The sequence below is a fragment of the Amycolatopsis sp. NPDC043885 genome, from assembly GCF_056435685.1.
Genome location: NZ_JBWKEA010000002.1, coordinates 374,657 through 397,934, shown reverse-complemented (window position 1 = coordinate 397,934; position 23,278 = coordinate 374,657). Strand labels below are relative to the sequence as shown.

Below are 23,278 nucleotides of genomic sequence, written 5' to 3'. Positions count from 1 at the left end.
CCGCCCGCGTGCAAAATTCTTGCGTGCCTCTCGACGAGATCGACCATCGGCTGCTCGACCTCGTCCAGGCCGACGCCGCCCGCCCCCTGCACGATCTGGGCGACGCCATCGGCCTCTCCCCGAGCGCGGTCCAGCGGCGGCTGACCCGGCTTCGCGCCGCGGGCGTGATCCGCGCCGAGGTCGCCGTGCTCGATCCGGAGACGCTCGGCGCGGGGATGACGTCGGTCATCCTGGTCGCGCTGACCGACGACGACGAGAAAAGCCACACGGCCTTCCGCGAGCGGATGCTGGCCGAGCCCCGCGTCCAGCACTGCTACAGCATCGTCGGGCAGTGGGACTACGTCGTCGTCCTGCTCAGCCCGGATCTCAAGGCGAGCCGGTACCTGTCCAGGAAACTGTTCGACGAGCACGTCAAACGGTACGAGACCCTGCCAGCCTGCGAGGTGATCAAGTCGAGTCAGTCGGTGCCGCTGCCCGGCGTCAGCCGTGGATCCGGCCGCTGAGTTCGGCGAGCCTCGATCCCGAACCGCTCCACCGCAGCGCGATGATCTCCGCCGCGATCGACACCGCGGTCTCCTCGGGGGTCCGCGCGCCGAGATCGAGGCCGATCGGCGAGGAAAGCCGTTCGAGTTCCGCCTCGGTGATCCCGGCTTCACGCAGCCGCGCGAACCGGTCGTCGTGGGTCTTGCGCGAGCCCATCGCGCCGACGTAGCCGACGTCGAGGCGCAACGCGACCTCCAGCAACGGCACGTCGAACTTCGGGTCGTGGGTGAGCACGGCGATCGCGGTCCGGCCGTCGACCCGGCCCGCTTCGGCTTCGGCCTTGAGATAGCGATGCGGCCAGTCGACGACGACCTCGTCGGCGTCCGGGAAACGGCTCTTCGTCGCGAACACGGGCCGCGCGTCGCAGACCGTGACCTGGTAGCCGAGGTACGCGCCCATCTTCGCCATCGCGGCGGCGAAGTCGATCGCGCCGAAGACCAGCAGGCGCGCGGGAGGCTCGAAGGAGTTGACGAAGACCGTCATCCCCTCGCCGCGGCGCTGCCCGTCCGGCCCGTAGTGCAGGGTGCCCGTGCGGCCGCCGGCGAGCATGCCGCGCGCGTCGTCGACGACGGCGTCGTCCATCCGCGACGAACCGAGCGAACCCGCGACGCGATCCGGCCAGACGATCAGCTGCTCGCCGACCAGGCCGTCCCGTTCGTGTTCGATCACCGTGACCACGGCGACCGGCTGTCCACTGTGGACCGATTCGACGACGTCGCCGAACTCCGGCATCGAGTCGCGGTCGATGTGCTGGACGTAGATGTCGATGATCCCGCCGCAGGTCAGCCCGACGGCGAACGCGTCGTCGTCGGACACGCCGTAGCGCTGCAGCACGGGCGCGCGTTCGGCGACCACCTGCTGCGCGAGCTCGTAGACGGCGCCTTCGACGCAGCCGCCGGAAACGCTGCCGGTGACCGTGCCGTCCGGGGCGACGAGCATCGCCGCGCCCGGGCTCCGCGGCGCCGACGAGAACGTCGCCACCACGGTGCCGACCCCCACCGTCTCGCCTGCCGCCCAGCGGCGGTGCAGTTCGTCCAGTACGTCACGCATCGGCGATCTCCACCAGCAGTCGTTCCAATGTGGCCAAGCTGTGCCCGGCGAGCAGCCGATCGAGGTACGGGAGCGCGGCCACGATGCCGGACTGCACGGGAGCGTAACCCGCCCGCCCCGCGTGCGGATTCACCCAGAATACGACGTGCGCGAGCCGCCGCAGCCTGGCGAGCTGCTCGCCGAGCAGTCCGGGGTCGCCCCGTTCCCAGCCGTCGGAGAACACGGTGACCACGGATCGCCTGGCCACACCGCGTTGTCCCCACCGGTCCAGGAACGCCCGCAAGGTCTCGCCGAGCCTCGTCCCGCCCGCGAAATCGGGGACCGCGGCGGCCGCGGCGAGCATCGCGTGCTCGGGATCGCGCAGCCGGAGCTGGCGGGAGACCCTGGTGAGCCGGGTGCCCAGGGTGAACACCTCGACCCTGCCCGGAGCGCGCCGCGCCACGACGTGCGCGAACCGCAACAGGGAGTCGGCGTACGGCCCCATCGAGCCGGAGACGTCGATCAGGAGGACGACGCGGCGCGGTTTGACCCCCTTCCGCCGGTACGCCAGGCGCACGGGCTCGCCGCCCCCGGCCAGCATCGCGCGGAGCGTGCGCGAGGGATCGAGCGTGCCCCGGCGGGCCGCGCGACGGCGCGGGGACGACCGCACCGGGAGCGCGGGGCGCAGTTTCGCGAGCAGTTCCCGCAGGTGAGCGCGTTCGGCGACACTCAGCTCGGCGAGATCGCGGTGCCGCAGGACCTCTTCCTCGCTCGCCGCCACGCGGAGCTCGTCGGGATCCGCGGCGGACTCGCCTTGGCCTGCCTGCGCGAGTGTGGCGATCCTGGCGCGCTTCGGGGCCGCTTCCCGGCCGCGCCGCCGTGACCCGGTTTCCTTTCCGGCGAACCAGCCGTCGAACGCGGCGTCGTAGCGCGGAACGTCGTCGGGATCAGCGCACAGCGTCAGCCGTCCGGCCCAGTACAGCTGGTCCGGATCGGCCAGATCGATCTCGCCGACGGCTTCGAGGTACGCCCGCACTCGGTGCGCGTCGCACGGCAAACCGGCTTCGCGCAATGCCTCCGCGAAGCCGACGAAGCCCGCCAGTGGATCGCTCACTCCCCCATTGTGCGCGCGTTTCGTCCTCTGGATGCGGTACTTGCGCGTGCAAGTATCGCATTCAGAGGACGAAACGCGGGGTCAGCGGCGCGCGAAGACCGGGGTTTTCTCGCGCAGGGGGCCGATGCCACCCATGAAGGCAGCGAGAGCGGTCAGCTGCGGAAACCGGTCCGAAATCCGGAGCGGGAGCGGCACGGTCCGCTCGTTCAGGGTCCCGTCGAGAGCGGGCTCGATGAGCATCTTGTGCTCCTCCAGCTGCTGCTTCTGGGCGAGCGAAACGGCCACCGATCGCCTGCGCTGCACGCGGGCGAGATCCCGTGCGGTCAGCGTTCCGCGCAGCAGCGGGGCGGCGAGGATCCGCGCGGCCGCGACCGCGTCCTGCACCGCGATGTTGACGCCCATGCCGCCGACCGGCGACATCGCGTGCGCGGCGTCGCCGATGCAGAGCACCCGGCCGGAGTACCAGTGCGGGAGCTTGGACATCCGCACCTTCAGCAGTTTGACGTCGTCCCAGCCGCGGATCTCGCTCAACTGCTCGTCGTTCCAGCCGAACAGGCCGCCGATCCGCTCCCGGAACTTCTCGATCCCTTCGGCTCGGTGCGCGGCGTCCTGCCCCTTCCTGATCAGGTACGAGGTCTGGAAGTAGTCGCCGCGGTCCATCGTCACGCCGGCGAGCCCGCCCTCGAACCGGCCGAACACCTGCGCATCCTTGCCGGTGTCTTCGAGTTTCGGCACCCGGACCCACCAGACGTCCATCGGCACCTCGTACTCCTTCGGCACGAGTCCCGCCTCGGCGCGGATCAGCGAGTCCCGGCCGTCACAGCCGACCACGAGCGGCGCGGCCAGTTCCCGCTCCTCGCCGTCGGAATCGCGATAACGCACGCCGCCACCGTCGCGCAGGCCGAGCACCTCGGCCCCCATGCGCAGGGTGAACGTGGGTTCCTCGGCCGCGGCTTCGGCGAGCAGGTTCAGGAAATCCCATTGCGGGACCATCGCGATGTATTTGTGCGGCCCCGGAACGCGGCTGAAATCGGCGGCGACGATGGTCGCGTCGCCGATCAGCATCCGCATCTTCTCCAGCCGTCGCGACGGCAATTCCGCGAAGCGCTCGCCGAGCCCGAGTTCGTCGAGCAGCATCAGCGTCGGCGGATGCACCGTGTCACCACGGAAATCGCGGAAGAAATCCTTGTGCTTTTCGAGAACGGTGACCTCGACCCCGGCTCGCGCCAACAGGAGCCCGAGCACCATCCCCGCCGGACCGCCCCCCACCACACAGCACTGTGTACGTTCCATAGTCGAGTTGTAGCGCGTGGAATGGGACGTCGCCACGTCTTCGGCCGCGAAGGGGACCTAGGTCCTAAGGCCCGCGATGAGGACGCCGACCATCTTGCGCGCGTTGTAGCGCGGATCGCTTTCGGCGCCGATACAGAGGTTCCCGACGCCGCGCATGACTTCGAGCGCCTCCAGATCGGAGCGGATCTCGCCCGCCTCCGCCGCCGCGTCGAGCAACCGGGCGCACACCGGCAGGAGGGTGTCGAGGAAGTAGGCGTGCAGAGTCTCGAATCCGGCGTTGTCGGACTGCAGTACCGCCGCCAGACCGTGTTTGGTGACCAGGAAATCGACGAAGAGGTCGACCCAGCGCCGCAACGCCTCATAGGGGGAAGCGCTCGACGCCAGCAGCTCCGGCCCGGCTTCGGCGCACGCGTCGACCTGATGCCGGTAGACGGCGATGATGAGGTCGGCCCTCGTCGGGAAGTGCCGGTAGATCGTGCCCATCCCGACCCCCGCCTTGGCCGCGATGTCGCGGACCGGTGCCTCGACGCCCGAGGTGACGAAGACCGCGGCGGCGGCGTCGAGCAAGGTCTTCTCGTTGCGGCGGGCGTCCGCGCGTTTGGACTTGGTGCCCTCTTCACTCATCACGCCACTCCTCTGCCACCGGGCTTGCCAAACGGAACACTGCTCCGTATCGTTAGCGGAGCAACGTTCCGCTTGCTCATTTTGCCATGGAGGACATCGTCATGCGGTACCGCACCTTGGGCAGGACCGGCGTGCAGGTCAGCACCCTCGCGCTCGGCGCGATGAACTTCGGCGCGATCGGGCGCACCACCAAGGACGAGGCCACCGCCATCGTCGACGCCGCGCTGGCTGGCGGGATCAACCTCATCGACACCGCGGACATGTACAGCGCAGGCCAGTCGGAGGAAATGGTCGGGAAGGCCATCGCGGGCCGCCGCGAGGACATCGTGCTGGCCACGAAGGCGAGCATGCCGATGGGCGACGAGCGCAACCACCAGGGCGCTTCACGTCGCTGGCTGGTCACCGAACTGGACAACAGCCTGCGCCGCCTCGGGGTCGACCACGTCGACCTCTACCAGGTCCACCGCTGGGACCCGAAGACCAGCGACGAAGAAACCCTTTCCGCGCTGACGGATCTGCGACAGGCGGGGAAGATCCGGTACTTCGGTTCGTCGACGTTCCCCGCGTATCGCATCGTGCAGGCCCAATGGGCCGCCAGCGAACTCCGCCTTGGCCGCTACGTCACCGAGCAGCCCAGCTACTCGATCCTCCAGCGCGGGATCGAAACGCAGGTCCTGCCCGTGACCGAGGAATACGGGATGGGCGTGCTCGCGTGGAGCCCGCTGGCGTCCGGCTGGCTGTCCGGCGCGGTCCGGGAAGGCCGGGAGATCAGCACGAACCGATCGGCCGTCCTGCCCCAGCGTTTCGACCTGGCCCGGCCCGCCAACCGGGCCCGGCTGGAAGCCGTCGAACGGCTGGTCAAGGTCGCCGACCAGGCCGGGCTGAGCCTGATCCAGCTCGCGCTCGGCTTCGTCGTCGCGCATCCGGGGGTGACGAGCGCGATCATCGGCCCCCGCACGCTGGACCACCTCGAGTCGCAACTCGCCGCCGCGGACACCGTGCTTTCCGCCGACGTCCTCGACGCGATCGACGAGATCGTCGCCCCGGGCACCGACCTCGCCCCGGAGGAGAAGCACGACACCCCGCCCGCCCTGCTCGACGCGTCACTGCGGCGCCGCTGACGCTCAGGCGAGCAGTGTGTCCAGCTTGGCCCGGACCCTGTCCAGGTCTTCGCTGTACTTGAGGACCGAACCGAGGGTCCGGGCGGCGGTCGCGGCGTCCAATTCGGACATCCCGAGCGCGAGGAGCGCCTGAGCCCAATCGAGGGATTCCGCCACCCCGGGCGGTTTCAGCAACTCCATCGCGCGAAGCCGGTGCACCGCCGTCGCGACCTGTGCCGCGAGCGCCTCGCCCAGGTTCGGGATCTTGCGGCGCAGGATCTCGATCTCGCGGCCGAGGTCCGGATGTTCGAGCCAGTGATAGAGACAGCGGCGCTTCAGCGCGTCGTGCACCTCCCGCGTCCGGTTGGAGGTGAGCACCACAAGCGGCGGATGCTCGGCGCGCACCTCGCCGAACTCGGGGATCGTCACCGCGTTCTCGTCGAGGAGTTGCAGCAGGAAGGCCTCGAATTCGTCGTCGGCCCGGTCGATCTCGTCGACCAGCAGGACACACGGAGCGGTCTGCAACGCCTTCAGCAGCGGCCGGGAGAGCAGGAAGCGTTCGGTGTAGAGGGACTGTTCGGCGGCCTCGACGTCGAGGCCGCCGTCACCTGCGGCTTCCAGCGCGCGCAAATGCAGCAACTGGCGGGGGAAGTCCCATTCGTACAGTGCCTGCGCCGCGTCGATCCCTTCGTGACACTGGAGCCGGATGAGCGGTATGCCGAGCGCTTCGGCCAGTCCCAGCGCGAGCGAAGTCTTGCCGGTGCCCGGTTCGCCCTCGCAGAACAGCGGGCGGCCGAGAGCCACGGCGAGGAACCCTGCCGTGGCGATGCCGTCGTCGGCGAGGTAGCCGACCGTTTCGAGGGCTTCGGCCAGTTTCTCGGGCGATTCGACGGTCACGTGCCGATCGTAAGCCTCGGCGAGCGTGAGATCAGCCCGGAAGATCCTCGCGGCGGTCCACGTCGTGCCCGGTGCCGAGGTCGCCGCATTCGACGAGCCGCAGGTCCTGGCGTCCCTTGAGCCAGTCGCGGGCGCCCTTGTCCCCGGACGCGCCCGCCAAGATCTCCGGCCACCATCGGCGGCCGAGTACGACGGGATGGCCGGGAACACCTTCGTACGCGGCGCGCGCGACGGTGACTTCGTCGGCCCCGGCGGCGACCCGGCTGACCACTTCGGCACCGACGCCGGGCAGATCCACGAGATGCACGACGGTGGCTTCGGCATCGGTTCCGGCGAGCGCCCTCAGGCCCGCGCGCAAGGACGCGCCCATGCCGGACTCCCAGTCTTCGGCCACGACGGTGGCCTCGGGGGCGGGCAGGAGCGCGCGGACTTCCGCGGCCGAGGCACCCAGCACCACCCGGACCGGCGCGCAGCCCGCGTCGGTGAGTACCCGCAGAGCCCGGACGACGAACGGCTCCCCATCGAGGACGGCCAGTGCCTTCGGCCCGCCGAACCGGCGCCCCGCTCCGGCCGCGAGCAGCAACCCGGCGACCTCAGCCATGCCGCGCTTTGGTGGGCGGCGCCGAGGCCAGATCGGTCTCGATGGCGCGTGCCGTCGCGAGCAGGGGTGGCAGCAATTCCTGTTCGACCGACTCACGTGTGGTACGGCTGGCATGGGTGGAGAGGTTGACCGCGGCCACGACCTTGCCCTGCCGGTCACGGATCGGCGCGGCGATCGAGCGGAGGCCCTCTTCGAGTTCCTGGTCGACCATCGCGTAACCCTGCTCGTAGACCCTGACCAGTTCGGCGAGTAGTTCCTCCGGCCGGCTCTTGGTCCGCGCGGTGAGCTTGTCGAGCTTCGCCCCGGCGAGGTAGTCCCGCAGGTCGGCGTCATCGAGGCCGGCCAGTAGGACATGTCCCATCGACGTCGCGTGGGCCGGGAAGCGGGTGCCGACGTTGATGCTGACGGTCATGATCCGCGATACGGCCACGCGCGCGACGTAGACGATGTCCCGGCCTTCGAGCACCGAGACCGAACTCGACTCGTGCACCTCGGCGGAAAGCCGCTCGAGATGCGGCTGGGCGACCTCCGGGAGCGACAGGCTCGACAGATACGAGTAGCCGAGTTCGAGGACCCGCGCGGTGAGCGAGAAGTACTTGCCGTCCGTACGCACGTACCCCAGGTCGACGAGGGTGAGCAGGAACCGGCGGGCGGCCGCCCTGGTCAGCCCGGTCGAGCGGGCGACGTCGCTCAGGGTGAGTTCCGCCGCGTCCGCGTTGAACGCCTTGATCACGGCCAGCCCGCGCTCCAGCGACTGGACATGATGCGCCCCGCGCTCGGTCACCTCGCCTTCGTCCATATGAGAACCCTAGGACGTGTCCGGTAACTCTGTTCGATGGGCTTCGTGATCCAAGTGGTTCCTGACGGTGCGGGCGGTTCGGCCTCGTACCGGGTTGTACTCGGCTGAACCGCCCGTGCCGTCAGGGACCGCTTGGGCGCGAAGACCGCGGACAGAGTTACCGGACACGTCCTAGCGGCCTCCCTTTTCCTGGGCGGCAGGCTCACCGAGTTCGGCCAGGACCCGCTGGGCGACGGCGAACGCGGTGTTGGCGGCCGGGGCACCCGTATAGACGGCGGTGTGCAGCAGGACCTCGGAGATCTCCCGCGCGGTGAGTCCATTGTGGACGGCGGCACGGACGTGCATCGCGAGCTCGTCGTGGGCGTGCAGCGCGGTGAGCGCGGCCAGGGTGACGCAGCTGCGGGTCTTGCGGTCGAGCCCGTCCCTCGACCAGACCGACCCCCAGGCGCCCCGGGTGATGTAGTCCTGGAACGGGCGGCTGAACTCGGTGGTGCGGGCGACCGCCCGATCGACGTGCGCGTCCCCGAGGACCTCGCGGCGCACCTTCATGCCGGTCTCGTAGGTGTCGTCGGTCATCGGGCGGCCTCCAGGTGTTCGAGGATCAACGCGGTGAACCGCTCGGGCTGTTCGAAGCTCCCGAGATGCGCGGCGCCTTCGACGACTTCGAGCCGCGCGTCCGGGATGCCGCCCGCGATCACCTCGGCGTGTTCGACCGGGGTGGCTGGATCCTCGGCCCCGGCGATCACCAGGGTCCGAGCCGCGATCTTGGGCAGGTCGCCGACGAGGTCCATCGTTTCGATGGCCTGGCAGGACGACGCGTAGCCCTCGGCGGGGACGCTCGCGATCATCTCGCGCAGGTACCCGGCCCGCTCGGGGTGGGCGGCGGCGTAACCGGCGGTCAGCCAGCGGCCGACCCCGGCCTCGGCGACCGCGGCGGTGCCCTTCTCGCGGACCGTCTTCGCCCTGTCCGCCCACATGCTCGGCGGCCCGAGCTTCGCGGACGTGCAACACAGGACGAGGCTCGCGATCCGGTCCGGCGCGTTCACGCCCAGCCACATCCCGGTCATCCCGCCGAGCGAGAGCCCGACGACATGAGCCCGCTCGGCACCGTGCTCGTCGAGCAGTGCGAGCAGGTCACCGCCGAGCTCCGCGAGGGTGTACGGACCGGGCGGCACGGGTGACGCGCCATGCCCGCGGTTGTCGTATCGGATCACCCGGAAACCCTGCTCCACCAAGGGTTTCACCTGCGGCTCCCACATGCGGCGATCGCTGCCGAGCGATCCGCTGAACACCACGGCAGGGCCGTCCGCGGGCCCTTCCGCGACGCTGTGCACCTTCACCGGCTCAGACATCGAAGAACACCGTCTCTCCCTCGCCCTGCAACCGGATGTCGAACCGGTAGCCGTCGCCGGCCTTGGTGGCGACCAAGGTTCCCCGGCGGGCCTCCGGGACCGACGCCAGCACCGGATCCCCGGAGTTGTCGTTGTCCTCGAAGTAGATCCGGGTGACCACCCGGTGCAGGAGTCCGCGCGCGAACACCGAGACGTCGATATGCGGCGCCTGCGTGCTGCCCGCCGGACCGGGCAGCGAACCGGGCATGATCGTCCGGATCTCGTAGTTGCCGCCCGGATCGGTGGGGCAGCGTCCGAAGCCCCGGAACCCGCTCGCGACCGGCCCGCGCGGGTCGTCGGCGTGATCGAACCGGCCGTCGGCGTCGGCCTGCCAGGTCTCGATCATCGCGTCCGGGACGGGTTCTCCCGCGCCGTCGAGGACGCGGCCGTGGATCCGGACCGCGGCAGGCTCGTCCGCGGGGACGACGTCCGGCCCGTCCGGCCAGGGCAGGCCGATGGACAGGTACGGGCCGACGGTCTGGGAAGGCGTCGTCTCCGGCATCAGTGCTCGTCCTCCTCGTCTTCGAAGACCGAAGCCTCGCGGCCGCGCACGACGATGTCGAACTGGAAGGCCAGCGCCCACTCGGCTTCCGTGCGGTCGAGGTCGAAGCGCGCGATCATCCGCTGCCGCGCCTTCTCGTCCGGGATCGAGTTGAAGATCGGGTCCTGCGAGAACAGCGGGTCTTCCGGGAAGTACATCTGGGTGACCAGCCGCTGGGTGAACGCGCTGCCGAACACGGAGAAGTGGATATGCGCCGGCCGCCAGGCGTTGTCGTGGTTCTTCCACGGGTACGCGCCCGGTTTGATGGTGGTGAAGGTGTAACGCCCTTCGGAGTCGGTGAGCGTCCGGCCCGCGCCGTCGAAGTTGGGGTCCAGCGGCGACGGCCAGCGATCACCGGTGTGCCGGTACCGGCCCCCCGCGTTCGCCTGCCAGATCTCCACCAGCGAATCGCGGATCGGCCGCCCGCCGCCGTCGAGCAGCCGTCCGGTGACGATGATCCGCTGGCCCTGCGGCTCCCCCGCGTGCCCCTTGGTGAGGTCGTTGTCGAACTCGCCGATCCGGCCCGGCCCCAGCGCGGGGCCGGTGACCTCGGTCAGCAGATGCGGGAGCACGATCAACGGCTCTTTCGGGTGCCGCAGCGCCGTCGACCGATAGCCGGCGTAGTCGAGCGGCGGATGTGTGCCCTCCGGATCGCGCCGATAGCGCGGGAGCCTCAGTTCTGCGGGTGCGGACATGCTGTTCCCTCCAGCGCGGGTCAGTGGGTCACTGGGCTTCGAGGACGACGGCCAGCCCCTGGCCGACGCCGATGCAGATGGCGGCCAGACCCCACCTGCCGCCGGTGCGGCGCAGGTGGTGGGCCAGCGTGCCGAGGATCCGGCCGCCGGAGGCGCCCAGCGGATGCCCGATCGCGATCGCGCCGCCGTTCACGTTGACGAGCTCCGGGTCGAGCTTCGACCAGTCCCGCAGGCAGGCCAGCGACTGCGCGGCGAAGGCCTCGTTCAGTTCGACGGCGGCCAGGTCTTCCCAGCCGATCCCGGCCCGCTCCAGGGCGATCTCCGCCGCGCGTACCGGGCCGATGCCGAAGACGTCCGGGTCGACGCCCGCCGCACCCCGGCCGGCGATCCGGGCCAGCGGGGCCTTGCCGAGCCGCTTCCCCGCCGCCTCGTCACCGAGCAGCAGCGCGGAGGCGCCGTCGTTCAACGGCGACGCGTTCGCGGCCGTGACCGTCCCTTGTGGACGGAAGACCGGCTTCAGCTTCGCGAGCTTTTCCAGGCTGGAATCGGGCCGGATGCCTTCGTCGCGAGTGAGTCCGACTCCCTCGACGGGGACGACGTGGTCGTCGTAGAACCCCTCGTCCCAGGCGCGGGCGGCGTTGACGTGGCTGCGGACGGCGAACGCGTCCTGTTCGTCGCGGCCGATGCCGTAGCGCTCGGCGAGCTGCTCGGTGGACTCACCGAGCGAGACCGTCCACTGCTCGGGCATCTCCGGGTTGACCATGCGCCAGCCCAGCGCGGTGGAGTACAGGGTCTGGTTGCCCGCCGGGAAGGCCTTCTCCGGTTTCTGCATGACCAGCGGCGAGCGGCTCATCGACTCCACCCCGCCCGCGACGGCGAGCGAGGCGTCGCCGACCTGGACCGACCGGCTGGCCTGCATGACGGCGTCGAGGCCGGATCCGCACAGGCGGTTGACCGTGGCACCGGGCACGGACGTCGGCCAGCCCGCGAGCAGAGCCGCCATCCGCGCGACGTTCCGGTTGTCCTCGCCCGCGCCGTTGGCGTCACCGAGCACCACCTCGTCGACGGTGGCCGGGTCGAGGTCGTTGCGCTCGGCCAGCGCCCGCAGGACGGTGGCGGCGAGGTCGTCCGGGCGAACCCCGGACAGGGCGCCGCCGTACTTGCCGAACGGGGTACGGATGGCGTCGAACAGGAAGACGTCGGTCATGCGCTCGCCCTTGTGAGGTCTCGGAGGATGCGGAGTTCTGCCTCAGTCGGCGCCGGGGTGGTTCCCAGGTCGCCTGCCACCTTCAGTTTCCACCCGGTCGCCGCGACGACCTGATCGACCTCGACCCCGGGGTGCAGCTCGGTCAGCGTGAGCTCGGAGGTCTCCGGGTCCGGCCGCATCAGGCCGAGGTCGGTGACCACCAGCGTCGGCCCGGCGCCGGGGAGACCGAGGCGCTCGCGATCACCCTTGCCGGTGCCGTGGCCGAACGAGGTCACGAAGTCGACCTTCTCGACGAACGTGCGGGTGCTCTGCCGGAGCACCACGAACACCTCGCGACAGGAGGCGGCGATCTCCGGAGCGCCGCCCGCCCCGGGCAGGCGCACCTTGGGATTGGCGTAGTCCGGGCCGATGACGGTGGTGTTGATGTTGCCGAATTTGTCGAGCTGGGCGGCACCGAGGAAACCGACGTCGATCCGGCCCGGCTGGAGCCAGTAGTTGAAGACCTCGGGAACGCTGACCACGGCGTCCGCGGTGTCGGCGAGTTCACCGTCGCCGATGGACAACGGGAGCCTGCTCGGCTTGGCCCCGAGGCAACCGGATTCGTAGATGAGCGTCAGGTTCGGCGCGTGCCCGCGTCGGGCCAGGTTGGCGGCCGTGCTCGGCAGGCCGATCCCCACGAAACAGGACATCCCGTCGCCGAGCGCGCGAGCGGCGGCGACGCTCATCATCTCGTCGGAGGTGTACTCGGTCATGCCTTCACCCCCGTCAGCTCGTCGAGCCAGCGGGTGAAGCTCTCCCTGTCCCGGCCGATCGCGTCCCATGACTGGTAGGCGTCGTTGTCCCGTTCGTAGTAGCCCGCCGCGTACGACGGCCTCGCGCCGCCGGGCACCTCGGCCACGGCGGTGACGGCCCACGACGGCAGCACGATCGCGCCCGGCCGGGGCTCCAGCTCGTCCACGACCTCCTCGACGGTGACCAGTGACCGCTTCGCCGCGAGCACCGCCTCCTTCTGCACGCCGGTGATCCCCCAGATCTGGACGTTGCCGGACCTGTCCGCGCGCTGGGCGTGGACGATCGTGACGTCCGGGTTGAGGGCGGGCACGGCGGCCAGCCGCTCACCGGTGAACGGGCAGGTGATGGGCTTGATCGTGTCGGTGTGCGCGGCGAGATCCGTGCCGGTGTACCCGCGCAGGACGGCGAACGGCAGGCCCGAGGCACCGGCGACGTACCGATTCGCCATGCCCGCGTGACTGTGTTCCTCTATCTCCAGTGGTACCGGCCAGGAATGCTGGACCGCGTCACGGAACCGGTGCAGTGAGCCGACTCCGGGGTTGCCACCCCACGAGAAGATCAGCTTGCTCGCGCAGGCCGCGCCGATGAGCTGGTCGTAGACGATGTCCGGGGTCATGCGGATCAACGTCAGGCCGGTGCGGCGCTGGCGGATGATCTCGTGACCGGCGGCCACGGGGATGAGGTGCGTGAAGCCCTCCAGCGCGACGGTGTCCCCGTCGTGCACCAGCCGTGCCACGGCCTCCTTCAACGACAGCAGCTCAGCCATCCCCACTCCCGGCTTGTTCGGATCGCGCACACATGTTCTGCATATGAACATAGCACGGTTCGGCAGGCCCGCGCACTCCTTACTTTGGGCGACGATCACCGCCCGGCACCGCCCGGAAAGGACTCCGGCTCAGCTGATCCCACTGCCGGGCGGGCGGGAACCGTTCGACGGCCTTGTAGTCCCCCGTCTCGAACGGAGCACAGCTCATACAGGGCGGCACGACTGACTTGTGCTCGGGATCAGGACCCCAGCTGCAGCCGAGCCTGTCGCGCCTGCCGTTGTCGTACACCGTCATCCCGACCCGGCGGTCCTTGAGGCCGGGGACGTCCGCGTCCTCGACGATGCCGGTGACCACGGCGACCGGGCCGCCGACGACAGGGCAGTCGATCCTGCCCCGGAAGCAGGCGGAGAACCCGCCGCCGACGTGACTCACCCGGAACGTCCCCCGGCTTTCCGGGAAGAGACCTTCGCGTCGAAGGCGAACCGGACGTCCTGGCCGTCCTTGCGCAGCATCTTGGCGCTACCGACCAGACTCGGCTCGGACGGCGCCGTGGCGAGGACCATCGCGACGCCGACGGCGGCGAGTTCTCGTGATCGTTTCATGTTCCCCCTGGAATCCCCTGCTCGCGGAACTTTTCCGCGCTCATCACCATCCCGGGGTGCCCGAGGGTGACGACTCCCCCGCGCAGGGGAAGCGTCTCCCTCATAGCGGGGATTTCCATGTTTGGGATACCAACCGGCGCACACTAGGCTGAGGACGTGACCTCGAAGATCGCGGTGACCCGGTGGATTCCCGACGAAGCGCTGAAAGTGCTCGCCGAAGCCGGGGAGGTGAAACTTTCGCGCGCCGACCGCCCGCTGACGCGGGACGAACTGCTCGAGTTCGTCCGGGGCGCGTCCGCGATCGTCGGCATGCTGCACGACCGGCTCGACGGCGAGGTCGCCGACGCGGCGGGCCCGGAGCTGAAGGTCGTGGCGAACGTGGCCGTCGGCTACGACAACGTCGACGTCGCGGCGCTGTCGGAGCGCGGGATCACCGTCACCAACACCCCCGGTGTGCTCACCGACGCCACCGCGGATCTGGCGTTCGGGCTGATCCTCGCGGTCACGCGACGGCTCGGCGAGGGCGAACGGCTGCTCCGCTCGCGCACCCCCTGGTCGTTCCATCTGGGCTTCCTGCTCGGCTCTTCACTGCAGGACAAGACACTCGGGATCGTCGGGCTCGGCCAGATCGGGCAGGCGGTCGCGCGGCGGGCACTGGGTTTCGGCATGCGGATCGTCTACTCAGGACGATCGCGGGCCCCCGAAGAAGTCGAGAAGACCCTGGGCGCGGAGTACGTGTCCTTCGGCGAACTGGTGCGAAGCTCCGACGTCGTGTCGCTGCACTGCCCGCTGACGCCCGAGACCCGGCACCTCATCGACGCGGACGCGCTGAAGTCGATGAAACCGGGCGCGTACCTGATCAACACCACACGTGGCCCCGTCGTCCACGAGACCGCGCTGGCGGACGCGCTCGAAGCGGGCGAGATCGCCGGAGCGGGCCTCGACGTGTTCGAGGCCGAACCCGAGGTCGAACCACGCCTGCTGAACCGTGAAAACGTCGTCTTGACGCCGCATCTGGGATCGGCGACGGTCGAGACCCGTACCGCCATGGCCGTGCTCGCGGCCGAGAACGTCGCGTCGGTGCTCACCGGCGGCAGTCAACATTCCCGGAGTGTAGTCTCCTGACATGGCAACGCTGCGGATCTTGTCTGTCACCAGGTTATCCCAGCTCAGCGACGTGACAACGTCGCCTGAGCGCCAACGAGAGTACCCCCAGAAATGGGCCAAGACACACGGGGGCGTGATCGTAGGGGAGGCAGTTGACCTAGGGGTTTCCGGATCGGTGTCGCCGTTCGAGCGCCCGGAGCTAGGTCCATGGCTGACGGATAGCCCACCGAAGCCATGGGACGTCCTAGTGTCCTGGAGACTGGACCGTGTGAGCCGCAACGCCCTGGACACCCTCCTACTCCTTGGGTGGCTCGAAGAGCGAGGTAAACGGCTTGTCACCGTAGCCGACGGGTTGGATTCGGCGGGCCCCTTCGCCAAGGCGTTCATCACCCTAGCGGCGGTTTTCGCTGAGATGGAACGAACGGCAGCACTAGAGAGGTCGGCGGACGCAAGGGCGAAACTCCGGGCTGACGGGAAATGGGTCGGCGGGTCCGTCGCCCCAGGATACCGAGTGGGGCCTGAGGGGCTTCTGGAGATAGACCCGGAGGCTGCTCTCGCTGTGCATCGGCTGTTTGAGCTAGCAGGGTCTGGGAAGAACCCTACGCAGATAGCGCGGGACATTGGGTGGCCTGTTAATCGGGTTCGCAGGGCACTTCGCAACTCGGCGTACATCGGGTTAGGGACACCCCCCGCACCCGCGATAATTAGCTCGGAAGCCTTCGAGAGGGCACAACGACCTGTGGGGGCCTACACCCGTGCAGAGTCTGCGGAGCTAACGGGCGTCCTGTGCTGCCTGGTCTGCGAGTTGCCCCTATGGGTGAATCGGAAGAGGGCACACGATGGGCGAAAGCTCCGGGAGTCGTACAAATGTAGAACTAAAGGACACACCGGAAGCATTCTGTTCGATGAAGCGGCAGAGCTAGCGATAATTGAGTTTACCTCCGCCTTCGGGGCGGAGCATGTCTACGACGAAGTCGTCCATCCCGACGCGGTAGCGGAGGAGTCCGCACGATGCCGGGTGGAGATGGCACAACTGGCCGGAAAGATCTCCGGCAAAGACCGCGTCGCGGCAATCGCCAGGATGAACGAACTATCCGAGCGCCTCACGGAGTTGGAGGAGACGCCGGAAACCGGTACCCGAGTGGAACGGGTGGACACGGGCCGCACGTGGGCCGAAGAGGTCGACAGGCTGTCCCTGGCTGAACTGGGAGACGAACTACGCCGGCGGGGCGTCCGTATCGGCATCCGGAAGACATCGAACAAACCCGAGGTGATCGAGGTCCGGGTGTTGACCCCGGGCGCCACCGACGGGTAGCCCCCGGCTGCTCGTTATCCTGGCCGGATGAGGACATCTTCCGACTACCTGATGGTCGAGGGCACCCGGCAGGAGATCCTTGGTGAGATCCGCCGCCTCGCCGAGGGCTGGGACCACCTCGGGAATCAACGATTGGTCCAGGAGGCTAACCGGGCTGTCTCGGATCTCCTCCTGGGAGCAATATCCGTTCGGGTGGGTCATGTGGTCTACGACGTGACAGATGACACACAGGGGGTCTAGTCTGACCGGGCCGCCCGGCAACGGGCCGGGCTCGATCTAGGACAACTATATGATCACCCAAGCGGACAACGCTACGGCGTTGAGAAGGTCGCTTGACTCTCAGCCCGTTGTGGGTCTGTGGGCAAGCGAGCAAGACAGCCCCGGACTCCGGCGGGCTGAGTCATGCTAGCGACGTATACGGAGAAGTACGTCAGTGCGGACGGGTTCGTCCACGACTTCGCCACGGAGTCGTTGGAAGACCCCTCGATCACGGCGTTTGTCCCCCGATGTCAAAGCAATCGATGCTACCCCTCGCTGCGGTTCTTCCGCAGGGAACTTCGGGACAACACGCCTGCAAACGCCGTTCGCTGCCAGTGGTGTGACTGGCGAGAGCGGGTGCACCTATGAACAGCCCAGCCCCTACACTCCCGGGGGGAGGTAGGGATATGGAATACGATCATGACTGCAACTGCAACCCTGGGCAACAGATCTGCCGTGTTTGCGGGTCTGCCTGCCACTGTGGGCAGTGATGCGTTACGACGAGACCCCGCCATGGTCGCGACGCAAGGAATCCTGGTGGTCGTTGTACGGCCGCGCGGTCCGATGGTTCTCCGTGATGTACGCCATCATGCTGCTGCCGCTGGTCATCCTCTTCTTCGTCAACCCTGAGGAGGCTTGGGAGAAGACGAAGATTCTCGGTATCGGCCTAGCGGCCTGGTCGCTCCTGTTGCCCACTGCCTGGTGGTACAACCGCCGTGATGGCGGCATCATGGTTGACCAACTGATTGCGCCAGAGGAAGAACACCGCTGAAACGACAGAAAGCCCCCTCCCAGGCCCGCGAGGACCCGAGAGGGGGCTTTCGTTATCCGATGTCCCACGACCGGCCACAACGGGAGCAGCAGACCCTAAGGGGCTCCCCCGCTGGATTTAGAATGTGGTCAAAGTCGTGGCCGTACGTACTGCACTCGTGTTCGGCGACAATGCGCTGTGCTTCCTGTAGCTCCACTAGACCTCCTTCGCGGCCTGTCGCCGGCGGATGGCCTTGACCCACTGGAGCGCGACCGCGGCAACCTGGATCAGCTCCTCAGCCCTCTTGTCGTCGTCGGGCTCGCTGAGGGCTTCGTAGACCTCTTCGAGGAGGATCAGGTCCCACCCAAGGGTGCCTTCTTCGCGCCGGGTGGCTTCCAGCTTCCGGATGTCCCAAAGGCTGTCCGCGTACAGGCGTCGATACGCGGTCGGATAAGGGCCACCGATGTCCGGGTGGTCCTGCTGGCCCCACCGGTTGTCCTGGCGAACCATCTCTTCGGCGACGGCGCCGAATACCTGGGTCGTCTGGTTGAGGTCCTCCATGTCCATCACGCAGCCGCCTTTCTGGCGGCCCGCATCCGGGCTGCCCTTAGTCGTAATTGGGTCAACGTATCCCGCTCGACGACGTACGTCGGATCAAGGTCGGGGAATCGGGTCGCAGTCACTTTGACCGTACGGACCTTGGGGCCGCCGATGAGGGCGCCCTCAGGCGCCCCGGTCAGCCCTACGATTCCGTGTGATCGGACATCCCGGATGACGGCGTTGCCGTTGATGTCGACGACGGTCATTCGTTCACCGGCTTCCAGGTGACCCGTTCAAACCCTGGGCTGGCTAGGAGCTGGGCGGTCATCTCCGCCAACGCGTCGTCGGTGCTTGCGTACTTGAGCAGGGTCGACCCATTCCGCCGTTTGGCTTCGATGATGTAGCCGCCTCGGGGCTTCGAGGGGTCAATGGGTCCGGTCATCAGCCGACCTCGTAAGGGCGCTCACCCGTCGGGATGTCTTCTAGAGAAACTACTTCGAACCTGTCGAGGTAGTACCCATCGTTGTCACACAGGACGGTATCGAATGCGTCGGCCGCGGTGTCATTCGTTACGATCGGCTCCCCCGTCCGATCAATGAGGTATACGACGTGGGTCTCCACATCTTCCGGCTCCAACACGATCCGGTAAACAACTTCGTCAGCCATTTGCTTTCTCCAATCGATCGAGGGCTTCTTTCTCGCGGACCAAGGACCGCTCCGTCTGCTGATGCCAGAAGCGGGCTTCGTAGACCCAGTGGTCCTTCTCCCGATGGGCCGCCGCTAGCCGGCGTTCCAACGTCTTGCAATCACACTCACCCCGGGTGGCCCGATGCAGGATCAGGCCACCCAGGAGAGCCCAGGGAATCAGGGTTTTCATTCGCTGTCGATCTCATCCGCGTGCATCCGAAGGACAGCCCTGACCACCTGAGCGGGGATCAGCTCGTTCGGCGGCTTGTCGTCCAAGGTATCCGCCAGGAGCCGGAGGGTTACCGATACGACACCCTTGGCCGCCGTCCGGTAATCCGTCAGGCCGTAGTCATCATGAGGAGCGTTCTCGATTTCCGCTTCTGCTGAGTCCAACAGTTCTTCGAGGAATTCCCTCATGGCAACCAGCTTTCTGCGTCGGCGTGTCTCCCGCGGTCGTCCACGTATAGGGCGAACAACGGCTTCCCACATTGGATCTGGTCGAACGGGATGCCCCAGTGATTGAGCCATCCTTCGATCGCCTCGTAGTCCGTCCACGGGCGAGACGTGTGAATGACAATCTTGTAGCCCTCAAGACGGAGTTCGTCGACCTTGTGGACGTTCTCGCCGATCGGATTGCCGATTCCCGAGGTCGGGTTATCCGGCGTCCACAGCGGATAGGCCAGCGTGCCGTCTAGGTCGACTCCGACCCATTTGAGGTCTGACCGGGGCGGCGGGTTGGTGTAGGTCATTCGAAGGACTCCTCCAAGTTGTCGCTGAGCAGAAGGCCCGCCTTCTCCGCGAATTCGCGGAGAGTGATGAAGCCCTCCCAGGGGTCTTCCGTGGAGAATTCGGCAATCAGTTCGCCGTCACCTCGGGTATCCCAGTCCGGCCCAGTGAAAACCCTCACGGTGCCGTGGCCGTATCGATAGCGGAGATAGAGATACCGGCCTGTGTCAGTCCAGGCGTCCCATTGCGCCGGGCAGCCCCAGCAGGTCTGGATGGCTTTGACGATGGTGTAGGTCATCGGCGGTCGTCCTCCAGTGTCTGCTTGAAAAGGGCGACTACGTCAACCTTCCCCCGAAGCTTCCAGCGGATCAGCTCGATAGCCTGGACGTTGAACCAGACAGCCGCCGCGTGATCCTCGTCCGTCTGCCCGGCCAGCAATTTGAACGTGTGCCGGAGAAGGGACCCCTTAGCGTGCTCCAGGGCCTCCGCACTGTCGAACTGCTCCCAGTTCCTCGACTCGTACTTCTCCGCTCCACGGGCCATCCAGTGGCCATAGCGGGTCAGCATCTGGTCTTCGTACGGCTGGTCAGCCGTCCAGGCTAGCTCGGGGCGCTCTTTGCCGGTCGCAGTGTCACGCATTCCCCCGCCGGGGAATGCCTTACGCTCTCCGCTGTCTTCCATCAGTTCTTGCCCTCCAAGTCCTTACGAATAGCGGCAACGATTTCCGTCACGTTGACCACATCGCCAAGGCAGGCAACGGTCTCGCCTTCGTCGAAATCCTCGGAGTACCCGAGCCAGAGTTCATCGTCCTCGATGAACAGGTAATAACGGTCGTCATTCATGCCTTCAGCCCTTCGATGATGTTTCCGACAGAGGCAGTGAGGTCCCTAACGGGGACCTCGTCCAACACCCGAAGGCTTTCGATCGCCTTGTCGATCTTCGTATAAACCGAGTCCAGCTCACGGGAAATCCCGCCACAGACGTGGCGGACGGTGTCGTAGGCGCTATTCGCCTCGATAAGCTCCGACGCCAGGTTGTCCTTCTCGATCTCCAGGGTTTCGATCAGCTGAAGAGCGTCCGTCAGTCGGCCGTTCAGCTCGATGATTTCCCCGTGCTGCCGCTCGATCTCCCGGAGCTGTTCAACGATAACTACGTCGTGGCTCATCAGTTCTCCTCGACCTTCCGCAGGTCTTTCTTCCGGAAGTCATTACCAGCGAAAACCACATTTACGTATGGGTCAGCTTCGTTTTCGAACATCTCACAAATGTTAATCGCCTTAACGTCGGATTCCGAATGCCCGGAATCTGCCATTTTGCTAAGACGTCCAATAAGCTCCGAAAGAATCATTTGCTCTCTCCCTCTAACTGTGATCGGCCGATTGCCAGTTGTCCCCGGGCGGCCCAACCTCCGCCGGGATGTCCATTGCTTGCCCTCTTGGCGGCGCCGTCAGGCTGACCGTCATGGCGTTCTTCAACCACTCTCGATGACGCTCGACGTTCTTCCGGGGAACGGAGAACGCCAAGGCATCATGAATGTTTGCCTTGCATTTACGGAGGGCGGGTATCGGCAGCTGGAGCACGATGTCACAAATAACCTCCCGTGTCCCGCTCTGGCCCTCAAGGGCAGGGCCTTGGGTAAACTCCCGGCCCTTTTCCACCCGCATCTTGCGGCCCCATTGATTGACGACAAAGCCGTCTCTACGGGCTAGCCTTCGGACGCGGTCCTGCCAGGCAACGAGCACCCGGAATTGCGAGTCCATCCCTTCGCAGAACTGTTGGGCGTCCTCCAAGGGCAACTTCGCTTGCTTGGACAACGTCTTCGGCCTACCGCCGTAAGACCACCCGTGGCCCAGCGGCTTCGCCTTCTGGCGATACTCCGCCGTCACCGGGTCGTGCTTGTCCGTCCCGACGACGTCTTTGCCCCAGGCCGCCCATGCGTTGATCAGGTGGCCGTCTGCCCCGGGCTCGAATCGCTTGGCGTACTCCGCGTCCCCGGATAGCCATGCGACGATTCGGGCGTCGGCATTCGAGAGGTCGCACTCCAAGAGAACTTCGTCGTCCGAGTCCGGCAGGTAGTAGAACTTCTCCTTCTTGTCGAAGATGGTCAGCCCGGGTTTCGTGGTCGACCATCTGCCCGATGCCTGGAGCATCGTGATCTCTGGGTGGACCCTGCCGTCCGGGTGGACGTTGTCCAGGGTCAGCTGAGCCAACGACCGGAAACCCTTAACCTCCGCCAGGGCGGCTCCGAGGTCTTCGGCATCCGTCCCCTTGGTCAGCTGGGTCAGCGTCTCGCCACCGAGGGATAGCCCATAGAACGGCGGCAGCGGCTCGCGCTCCAGGCGCGAAGCCTCTTCGGTATCCCGGGCAATCCAGCGCTCCCGGGCGGCTATCTGGCTCTTGGACAGCTTCCGGCCATTAGCCGCTATCCCGGAGAGCAGTTCATCCCTCCAGCCAGCGACAGAAGCTCTGAGCGCTTGAGCCTTCTCCCCGGCCTTCTGTCGATCGCGGTCCCGGTTCTCGTAGCCGTCCGTCTTCGGCCAGTCGACGGTGTCCGGGGTGATCCCGGCGTCCGCAAGGGCCGACACGATGACCCGCTTGCCGTCAGAGGTCGACCACGGGTTATCGCTGTCGGTCGGGAGGCCGTAGTCCTCAGCCAGCCTCCCGACGATGACGTCTCGACGGGCGGCGAGTTCGTCCCGCCGGCGGGTGGCCGCTGGGATATCGACTCGCCATCCGTTGGAGGAGATGACCGCGGCTCTCGCCGCGATCTCCTGTTCCCGCATGGGGTAGCCGACGTAGTCCCGGTCGTCGTAGCGCTCTCCGTTGCCGGACAGCTTGCCGAGTTTGACGAGGGCAGCCGCTACCCGCTCGGACGCCTCGACGTCGCCGACGAGGTAAGCCCGATAGCGAGGGTCGTCGACCGGGATTCGCCCGAAGCCGACCCAGTCCTCTTCGCCGTCCTCGACGTATTCCGCGGCAAGCTTCTTGAGGTCGTCAGTCTTCCCGCCGACTCCGAGTTGATAAGCCTGCTCGTCCAACCCGAACCACTTCTTGGCTGACTCCGGGCCGTCGGCCAACGCCTCGCGGCCGAATCGGTTGACGTACTTGAACGGTGCTGGGTTGACCAGGCCGGCGTGAGTCCACGTGTCGTAGACCCGGCCCTCCATAGCCAGCTTTACGGGCTCGTTCGACCCCGGGCCGAAGATGGCCTTCAGGTCGAATGCGTGGATATTATGGCCGACGATCCAGCGGGCTCGGCGGATAACGTCCCGCATCTCTTCGAGGTCGGTAGTGATGGTGACTTCGGGATCACCTTTCCACCGATAGCCGCCGAGTCGGAAGAAGTCTTCGGGGGGCATCGAGTAGATGAGATGCGCCGAATGGGTTTCGATGTCTACTACGAGAGTTCCTTCAGGCTTTCGCACGAAGTCGCCTCTCTCTTGTTTTAACTCGTTTGCATTCTCGGCAGTAGCGAACCTCGTAGCCCTTTACCGTCGAAAACCCCGTGTTTTCCTTCGTGTATTCATGGCCCGCTGGACAAGCTTTGACCCCGGCATGTCGACTCCGCGTGACGTTCGGCCCCTCACCCCGCTGGATATTCACGGCCGGAGTAACCGGCTCCAGGTGCTCCGGATTTACACAGGGTGGGATTCGACACAGGTGATCAAGGTGTAAACCTGGGGGCACCGGGCCCTTCAGGAAGTCAAAAATCGCCCTATGGGCGCCCCACGGGCGGCCCTTGTAGAAAGTGGCTCCGTATCCCGCGTCGTGACTAGCGCCTATCCAGAGCCAGCAACCCGTCTCCTCGTGCTCAATAATTCGAGCACACCAACGGAACGGTAGTCCTGCGTCTTCAGGCGTGAGAGTGCCCTTCGGGGCAACCATGGTTTTCCCTCCGGG

34 protein-coding genes are annotated in these 23,278 nt (G+C 67.0%); 6 read left to right on the top strand and 28 right to left on the bottom strand.

The window, feature by feature from the left end:
• Positions 1 to 23: 23 nt before the first annotated feature.
• Positions 24 to 503 (top strand): Lrp/AsnC family transcriptional regulator, encoded by a 480-nt coding sequence (locus AC069I_RS11715; RefSeq protein ID WP_478265394.1) that lies wholly within the window; start codon positions 24 to 26, stop codon positions 501 to 503.
• Here AC069I_RS11715 and AC069I_RS11710 read toward each other — a convergent pair.
• The 4 genes from AC069I_RS11710 to AC069I_RS11695 all read right to left on the bottom strand — a co-directional run bounded on the left by AC069I_RS11710 (position 481) and on the right by AC069I_RS11695 (position 4,603).
• On the bottom strand, positions 481 to 1,593 hold the full coding sequence (locus tag AC069I_RS11710) for an XdhC family protein (RefSeq protein ID WP_478265393.1): 1,113 nt from the start codon (positions 1,591 to 1,593) through the stop codon (positions 481 to 483). The genes AC069I_RS11715 and AC069I_RS11710 overlap by 23 nt on opposite strands.
• A complete protein-coding gene (locus AC069I_RS11705) occupies positions 1,586 to 2,686 on the bottom strand; it encodes a vWA domain-containing protein (RefSeq protein WP_478265392.1) in 1,101 nt (366 codons plus the stop codon). The genes AC069I_RS11710 and AC069I_RS11705 overlap by 8 nt, the downstream gene beginning before the upstream one ends.
• A gap of 81 nt (positions 2,687 to 2,767) precedes the next feature.
• Positions 2,768 to 3,979, bottom strand: coding sequence for an FAD-dependent oxidoreductase (locus AC069I_RS11700; protein WP_478231534.1), 1,212 nt, complete (start codon positions 3,977 to 3,979; stop codon positions 2,768 to 2,770).
• Positions 3,980 to 4,036: 57 nt separating this feature from the next.
• A complete protein-coding gene (locus tag AC069I_RS11695) occupies positions 4,037 to 4,603 on the bottom strand; it encodes a TetR/AcrR family transcriptional regulator (protein WP_478225672.1) in 567 nt (188 codons plus the stop codon).
• 101 nt (positions 4,604 to 4,704) lie between these two features.
• Between AC069I_RS11695 and AC069I_RS11690 the strand changes: the two genes are divergently transcribed.
• Positions 4,705 to 5,724 (top strand): aldo/keto reductase, encoded by a 1,020-nt coding sequence (locus AC069I_RS11690; protein WP_478225857.1) that lies wholly within the window; start codon positions 4,705 to 4,707, stop codon positions 5,722 to 5,724.
• A 3-nt stretch (positions 5,725 to 5,727) separates the two neighbouring features.
• Here AC069I_RS11690 and AC069I_RS11685 read toward each other — a convergent pair whose 3' ends face one another.
• The 12 genes from AC069I_RS11685 to AC069I_RS11630 form a co-directional block, all read right to left on the bottom strand.
• Entirely contained in the window at positions 5,728 to 6,600 is an 873-nt protein-coding gene (locus tag AC069I_RS11685; protein ID WP_478225673.1) for an AAA family ATPase, read from the bottom strand.
• Between the two features lie 31 nt (positions 6,601 to 6,631).
• A complete protein-coding gene (locus tag AC069I_RS11680) occupies positions 6,632 to 7,201 on the bottom strand; it encodes a nucleotidyltransferase family protein (RefSeq protein WP_478225674.1) in 570 nt (189 codons plus the stop codon).
• Positions 7,194 to 8,000 (bottom strand): IclR family transcriptional regulator domain-containing protein, encoded by an 807-nt coding sequence (locus AC069I_RS11675; protein WP_478231537.1) that lies wholly within the window; start codon positions 7,998 to 8,000, stop codon positions 7,194 to 7,196. Before AC069I_RS11675 ends, AC069I_RS11680 begins: the two co-directional genes overlap by 8 nt.
• Positions 8,001 to 8,171: 171 nt before the next feature.
• A complete protein-coding gene (gene pcaC / locus AC069I_RS11670) occupies positions 8,172 to 8,576 on the bottom strand; it encodes a 4-carboxymuconolactone decarboxylase (RefSeq protein ID WP_340687258.1) in 405 nt (134 codons plus the stop codon).
• Positions 8,573 to 9,352: a 3-oxoadipate enol-lactonase gene (pcaD, locus tag AC069I_RS11665; RefSeq protein ID WP_478225676.1), complete on the bottom strand. Its 780-nt coding sequence runs from the start codon at positions 9,350 to 9,352 to the stop codon at positions 8,573 to 8,575. The genes pcaC and pcaD overlap by 4 nt, the downstream gene beginning before the upstream one ends.
• Positions 9,345 to 9,893, bottom strand: coding sequence for a protocatechuate 3,4-dioxygenase subunit alpha (gene pcaG / locus AC069I_RS11660; protein ID WP_478225677.1), 549 nt, complete (start codon positions 9,891 to 9,893; stop codon positions 9,345 to 9,347). Before pcaG ends, pcaD begins: the two co-directional genes overlap by 8 nt.
• Positions 9,893 to 10,627: a protocatechuate 3,4-dioxygenase subunit beta gene (pcaH, locus tag AC069I_RS11655; RefSeq protein WP_478225678.1), complete on the bottom strand. Its 735-nt coding sequence runs from the start codon at positions 10,625 to 10,627 to the stop codon at positions 9,893 to 9,895. Before pcaH ends, pcaG begins: the two co-directional genes overlap by 1 nt.
• 28 nt (positions 10,628 to 10,655) lie before the next feature.
• Complete coding sequence (locus AC069I_RS11650; protein ID WP_478225679.1) at positions 10,656 to 11,834, bottom strand: thiolase family protein; 1,179 nt, start codon at positions 11,832 to 11,834, stop codon at positions 10,656 to 10,658.
• Positions 11,831 to 12,586: a CoA-transferase subunit beta gene (locus tag AC069I_RS11645; protein ID WP_340687253.1), complete on the bottom strand. Its 756-nt coding sequence runs from the start codon at positions 12,584 to 12,586 to the stop codon at positions 11,831 to 11,833. The genes AC069I_RS11650 and AC069I_RS11645 overlap by 4 nt, the downstream gene beginning before the upstream one ends.
• On the bottom strand, positions 12,583 to 13,392 hold the full coding sequence (locus tag AC069I_RS11640; protein ID WP_478225680.1) for a CoA transferase subunit A: 810 nt from the start codon (positions 13,390 to 13,392) through the stop codon (positions 12,583 to 12,585). Before AC069I_RS11640 ends, AC069I_RS11645 begins: the two co-directional genes overlap by 4 nt.
• Before the next feature lie 79 nt (positions 13,393 to 13,471).
• Positions 13,472 to 13,825: a hypothetical protein gene (locus AC069I_RS11635; protein ID WP_478225681.1), complete on the bottom strand. Its 354-nt coding sequence runs from the start codon at positions 13,823 to 13,825 to the stop codon at positions 13,472 to 13,474.
• Entirely contained in the window at positions 13,822 to 13,995 is a 174-nt protein-coding gene (locus AC069I_RS11630) for a hypothetical protein (protein ID WP_478225682.1), read from the bottom strand. Before AC069I_RS11630 ends, AC069I_RS11635 begins: the two co-directional genes overlap by 4 nt.
• Positions 13,996 to 14,151: 156 nt before the next feature.
• On the opposite strand from AC069I_RS11630, the gene AC069I_RS11625 reads away from it, so the two are divergent.
• The 4 genes from AC069I_RS11625 to AC069I_RS11610 all read left to right on the top strand — a co-directional run bounded on the left by AC069I_RS11625 (position 14,152) and on the right by AC069I_RS11610 (position 17,447).
• Complete coding sequence (locus AC069I_RS11625; RefSeq protein ID WP_478265391.1) at positions 14,152 to 15,120, top strand: 2-hydroxyacid dehydrogenase; 969 nt, start codon at positions 14,152 to 14,154, stop codon at positions 15,118 to 15,120.
• A gap of 1 nt (position 15,121) precedes the next feature.
• Positions 15,122 to 16,417: a recombinase family protein gene (locus tag AC069I_RS11620; RefSeq protein ID WP_478265390.1), complete on the top strand. Its 1,296-nt coding sequence runs from the start codon at positions 15,122 to 15,124 to the stop codon at positions 16,415 to 16,417.
• Between the two features lie 27 nt (positions 16,418 to 16,444).
• On the top strand, positions 16,445 to 16,657 hold the full coding sequence (locus AC069I_RS11615) for a hypothetical protein (RefSeq protein ID WP_478265389.1): 213 nt from the start codon (positions 16,445 to 16,447) through the stop codon (positions 16,655 to 16,657).
• Positions 16,658 to 17,165: 508 nt separating this feature from the next.
• Positions 17,166 to 17,447 carry a hypothetical protein gene (locus tag AC069I_RS11610; protein WP_478265388.1) on the top strand — a complete coding sequence of 94 codons (282 nt, stop codon included), beginning with the start codon at positions 17,166 to 17,168 and terminating at the stop codon, positions 17,445 to 17,447.
• A 195-nt stretch (positions 17,448 to 17,642) separates the two neighbouring features.
• On the opposite strand, the gene AC069I_RS11605 is transcribed toward AC069I_RS11610, so the two are convergent.
• From AC069I_RS11605 to AC069I_RS11550, 12 genes are all read right to left on the bottom strand, one after another.
• Positions 17,643 to 17,996, bottom strand: coding sequence for a hypothetical protein (locus AC069I_RS11605; RefSeq protein ID WP_478265387.1), 354 nt, complete (start codon positions 17,994 to 17,996; stop codon positions 17,643 to 17,645).
• Positions 17,993 to 18,232, bottom strand: a complete 240-nt coding sequence (locus AC069I_RS11600; RefSeq protein WP_478265386.1) for a hypothetical protein — start codon at positions 18,230 to 18,232, stop codon at positions 17,993 to 17,995. The genes AC069I_RS11605 and AC069I_RS11600 overlap by 4 nt, the downstream gene beginning before the upstream one ends.
• A complete protein-coding gene (locus tag AC069I_RS11595) occupies positions 18,229 to 18,408 on the bottom strand; it encodes a hypothetical protein (protein ID WP_478265385.1) in 180 nt (59 codons plus the stop codon). The genes AC069I_RS11600 and AC069I_RS11595 overlap by 4 nt, the downstream gene beginning before the upstream one ends.
• Positions 18,408 to 18,632, bottom strand: coding sequence for a hypothetical protein (locus AC069I_RS11590; RefSeq protein WP_478265384.1), 225 nt, complete (start codon positions 18,630 to 18,632; stop codon positions 18,408 to 18,410). The genes AC069I_RS11595 and AC069I_RS11590 overlap by 1 nt, the downstream gene beginning before the upstream one ends.
• Before the next feature lie 207 nt (positions 18,633 to 18,839).
• Positions 18,840 to 19,070: a hypothetical protein gene (locus tag AC069I_RS11585; protein ID WP_478265383.1), complete on the bottom strand. Its 231-nt coding sequence runs from the start codon at positions 19,068 to 19,070 to the stop codon at positions 18,840 to 18,842.
• Entirely contained in the window at positions 19,067 to 19,402 is a 336-nt protein-coding gene (locus tag AC069I_RS11580; RefSeq protein ID WP_478265382.1) for an HAD family hydrolase, read from the bottom strand. The genes AC069I_RS11585 and AC069I_RS11580 overlap by 4 nt, the downstream gene beginning before the upstream one ends.
• The gene (locus AC069I_RS11575) at positions 19,399 to 19,677 is read right to left on the bottom strand and encodes a hypothetical protein (protein ID WP_478265381.1); all 279 of its coding nucleotides are present in this window, start codon (positions 19,675 to 19,677) and stop codon (positions 19,399 to 19,401) included. The genes AC069I_RS11580 and AC069I_RS11575 overlap by 4 nt, the downstream gene beginning before the upstream one ends.
• On the bottom strand, positions 19,674 to 20,060 hold the full coding sequence (locus tag AC069I_RS11570; protein ID WP_478265380.1) for a dATP/dGTP diphosphohydrolase domain-containing protein: 387 nt from the start codon (positions 20,058 to 20,060) through the stop codon (positions 19,674 to 19,676). The genes AC069I_RS11575 and AC069I_RS11570 overlap by 4 nt, the downstream gene beginning before the upstream one ends.
• The gene (locus AC069I_RS11565; RefSeq protein ID WP_478265379.1) at positions 20,060 to 20,221 is read right to left on the bottom strand and encodes a hypothetical protein; all 162 of its coding nucleotides are present in this window, start codon (positions 20,219 to 20,221) and stop codon (positions 20,060 to 20,062) included. The genes AC069I_RS11570 and AC069I_RS11565 overlap by 1 nt, the downstream gene beginning before the upstream one ends.
• Positions 20,218 to 20,544: a hypothetical protein gene (locus AC069I_RS11560; protein WP_478265378.1), complete on the bottom strand. Its 327-nt coding sequence runs from the start codon at positions 20,542 to 20,544 to the stop codon at positions 20,218 to 20,220. Before AC069I_RS11560 ends, AC069I_RS11565 begins: the two co-directional genes overlap by 4 nt.
• Positions 20,545 to 20,739: 195 nt before the next feature.
• Positions 20,740 to 22,803 (bottom strand): DNA polymerase, encoded by a 2,064-nt coding sequence (locus AC069I_RS11555; protein WP_478265377.1) that lies wholly within the window; start codon positions 22,801 to 22,803, stop codon positions 20,740 to 20,742.
• Positions 22,790 to 23,263 (bottom strand): HNH endonuclease signature motif containing protein, encoded by a 474-nt coding sequence (locus tag AC069I_RS11550; protein WP_478265376.1) that lies wholly within the window; start codon positions 23,261 to 23,263, stop codon positions 22,790 to 22,792. The genes AC069I_RS11555 and AC069I_RS11550 overlap by 14 nt, the downstream gene beginning before the upstream one ends.
• Positions 23,264 to 23,278 lie beyond the last annotated feature (15 nt).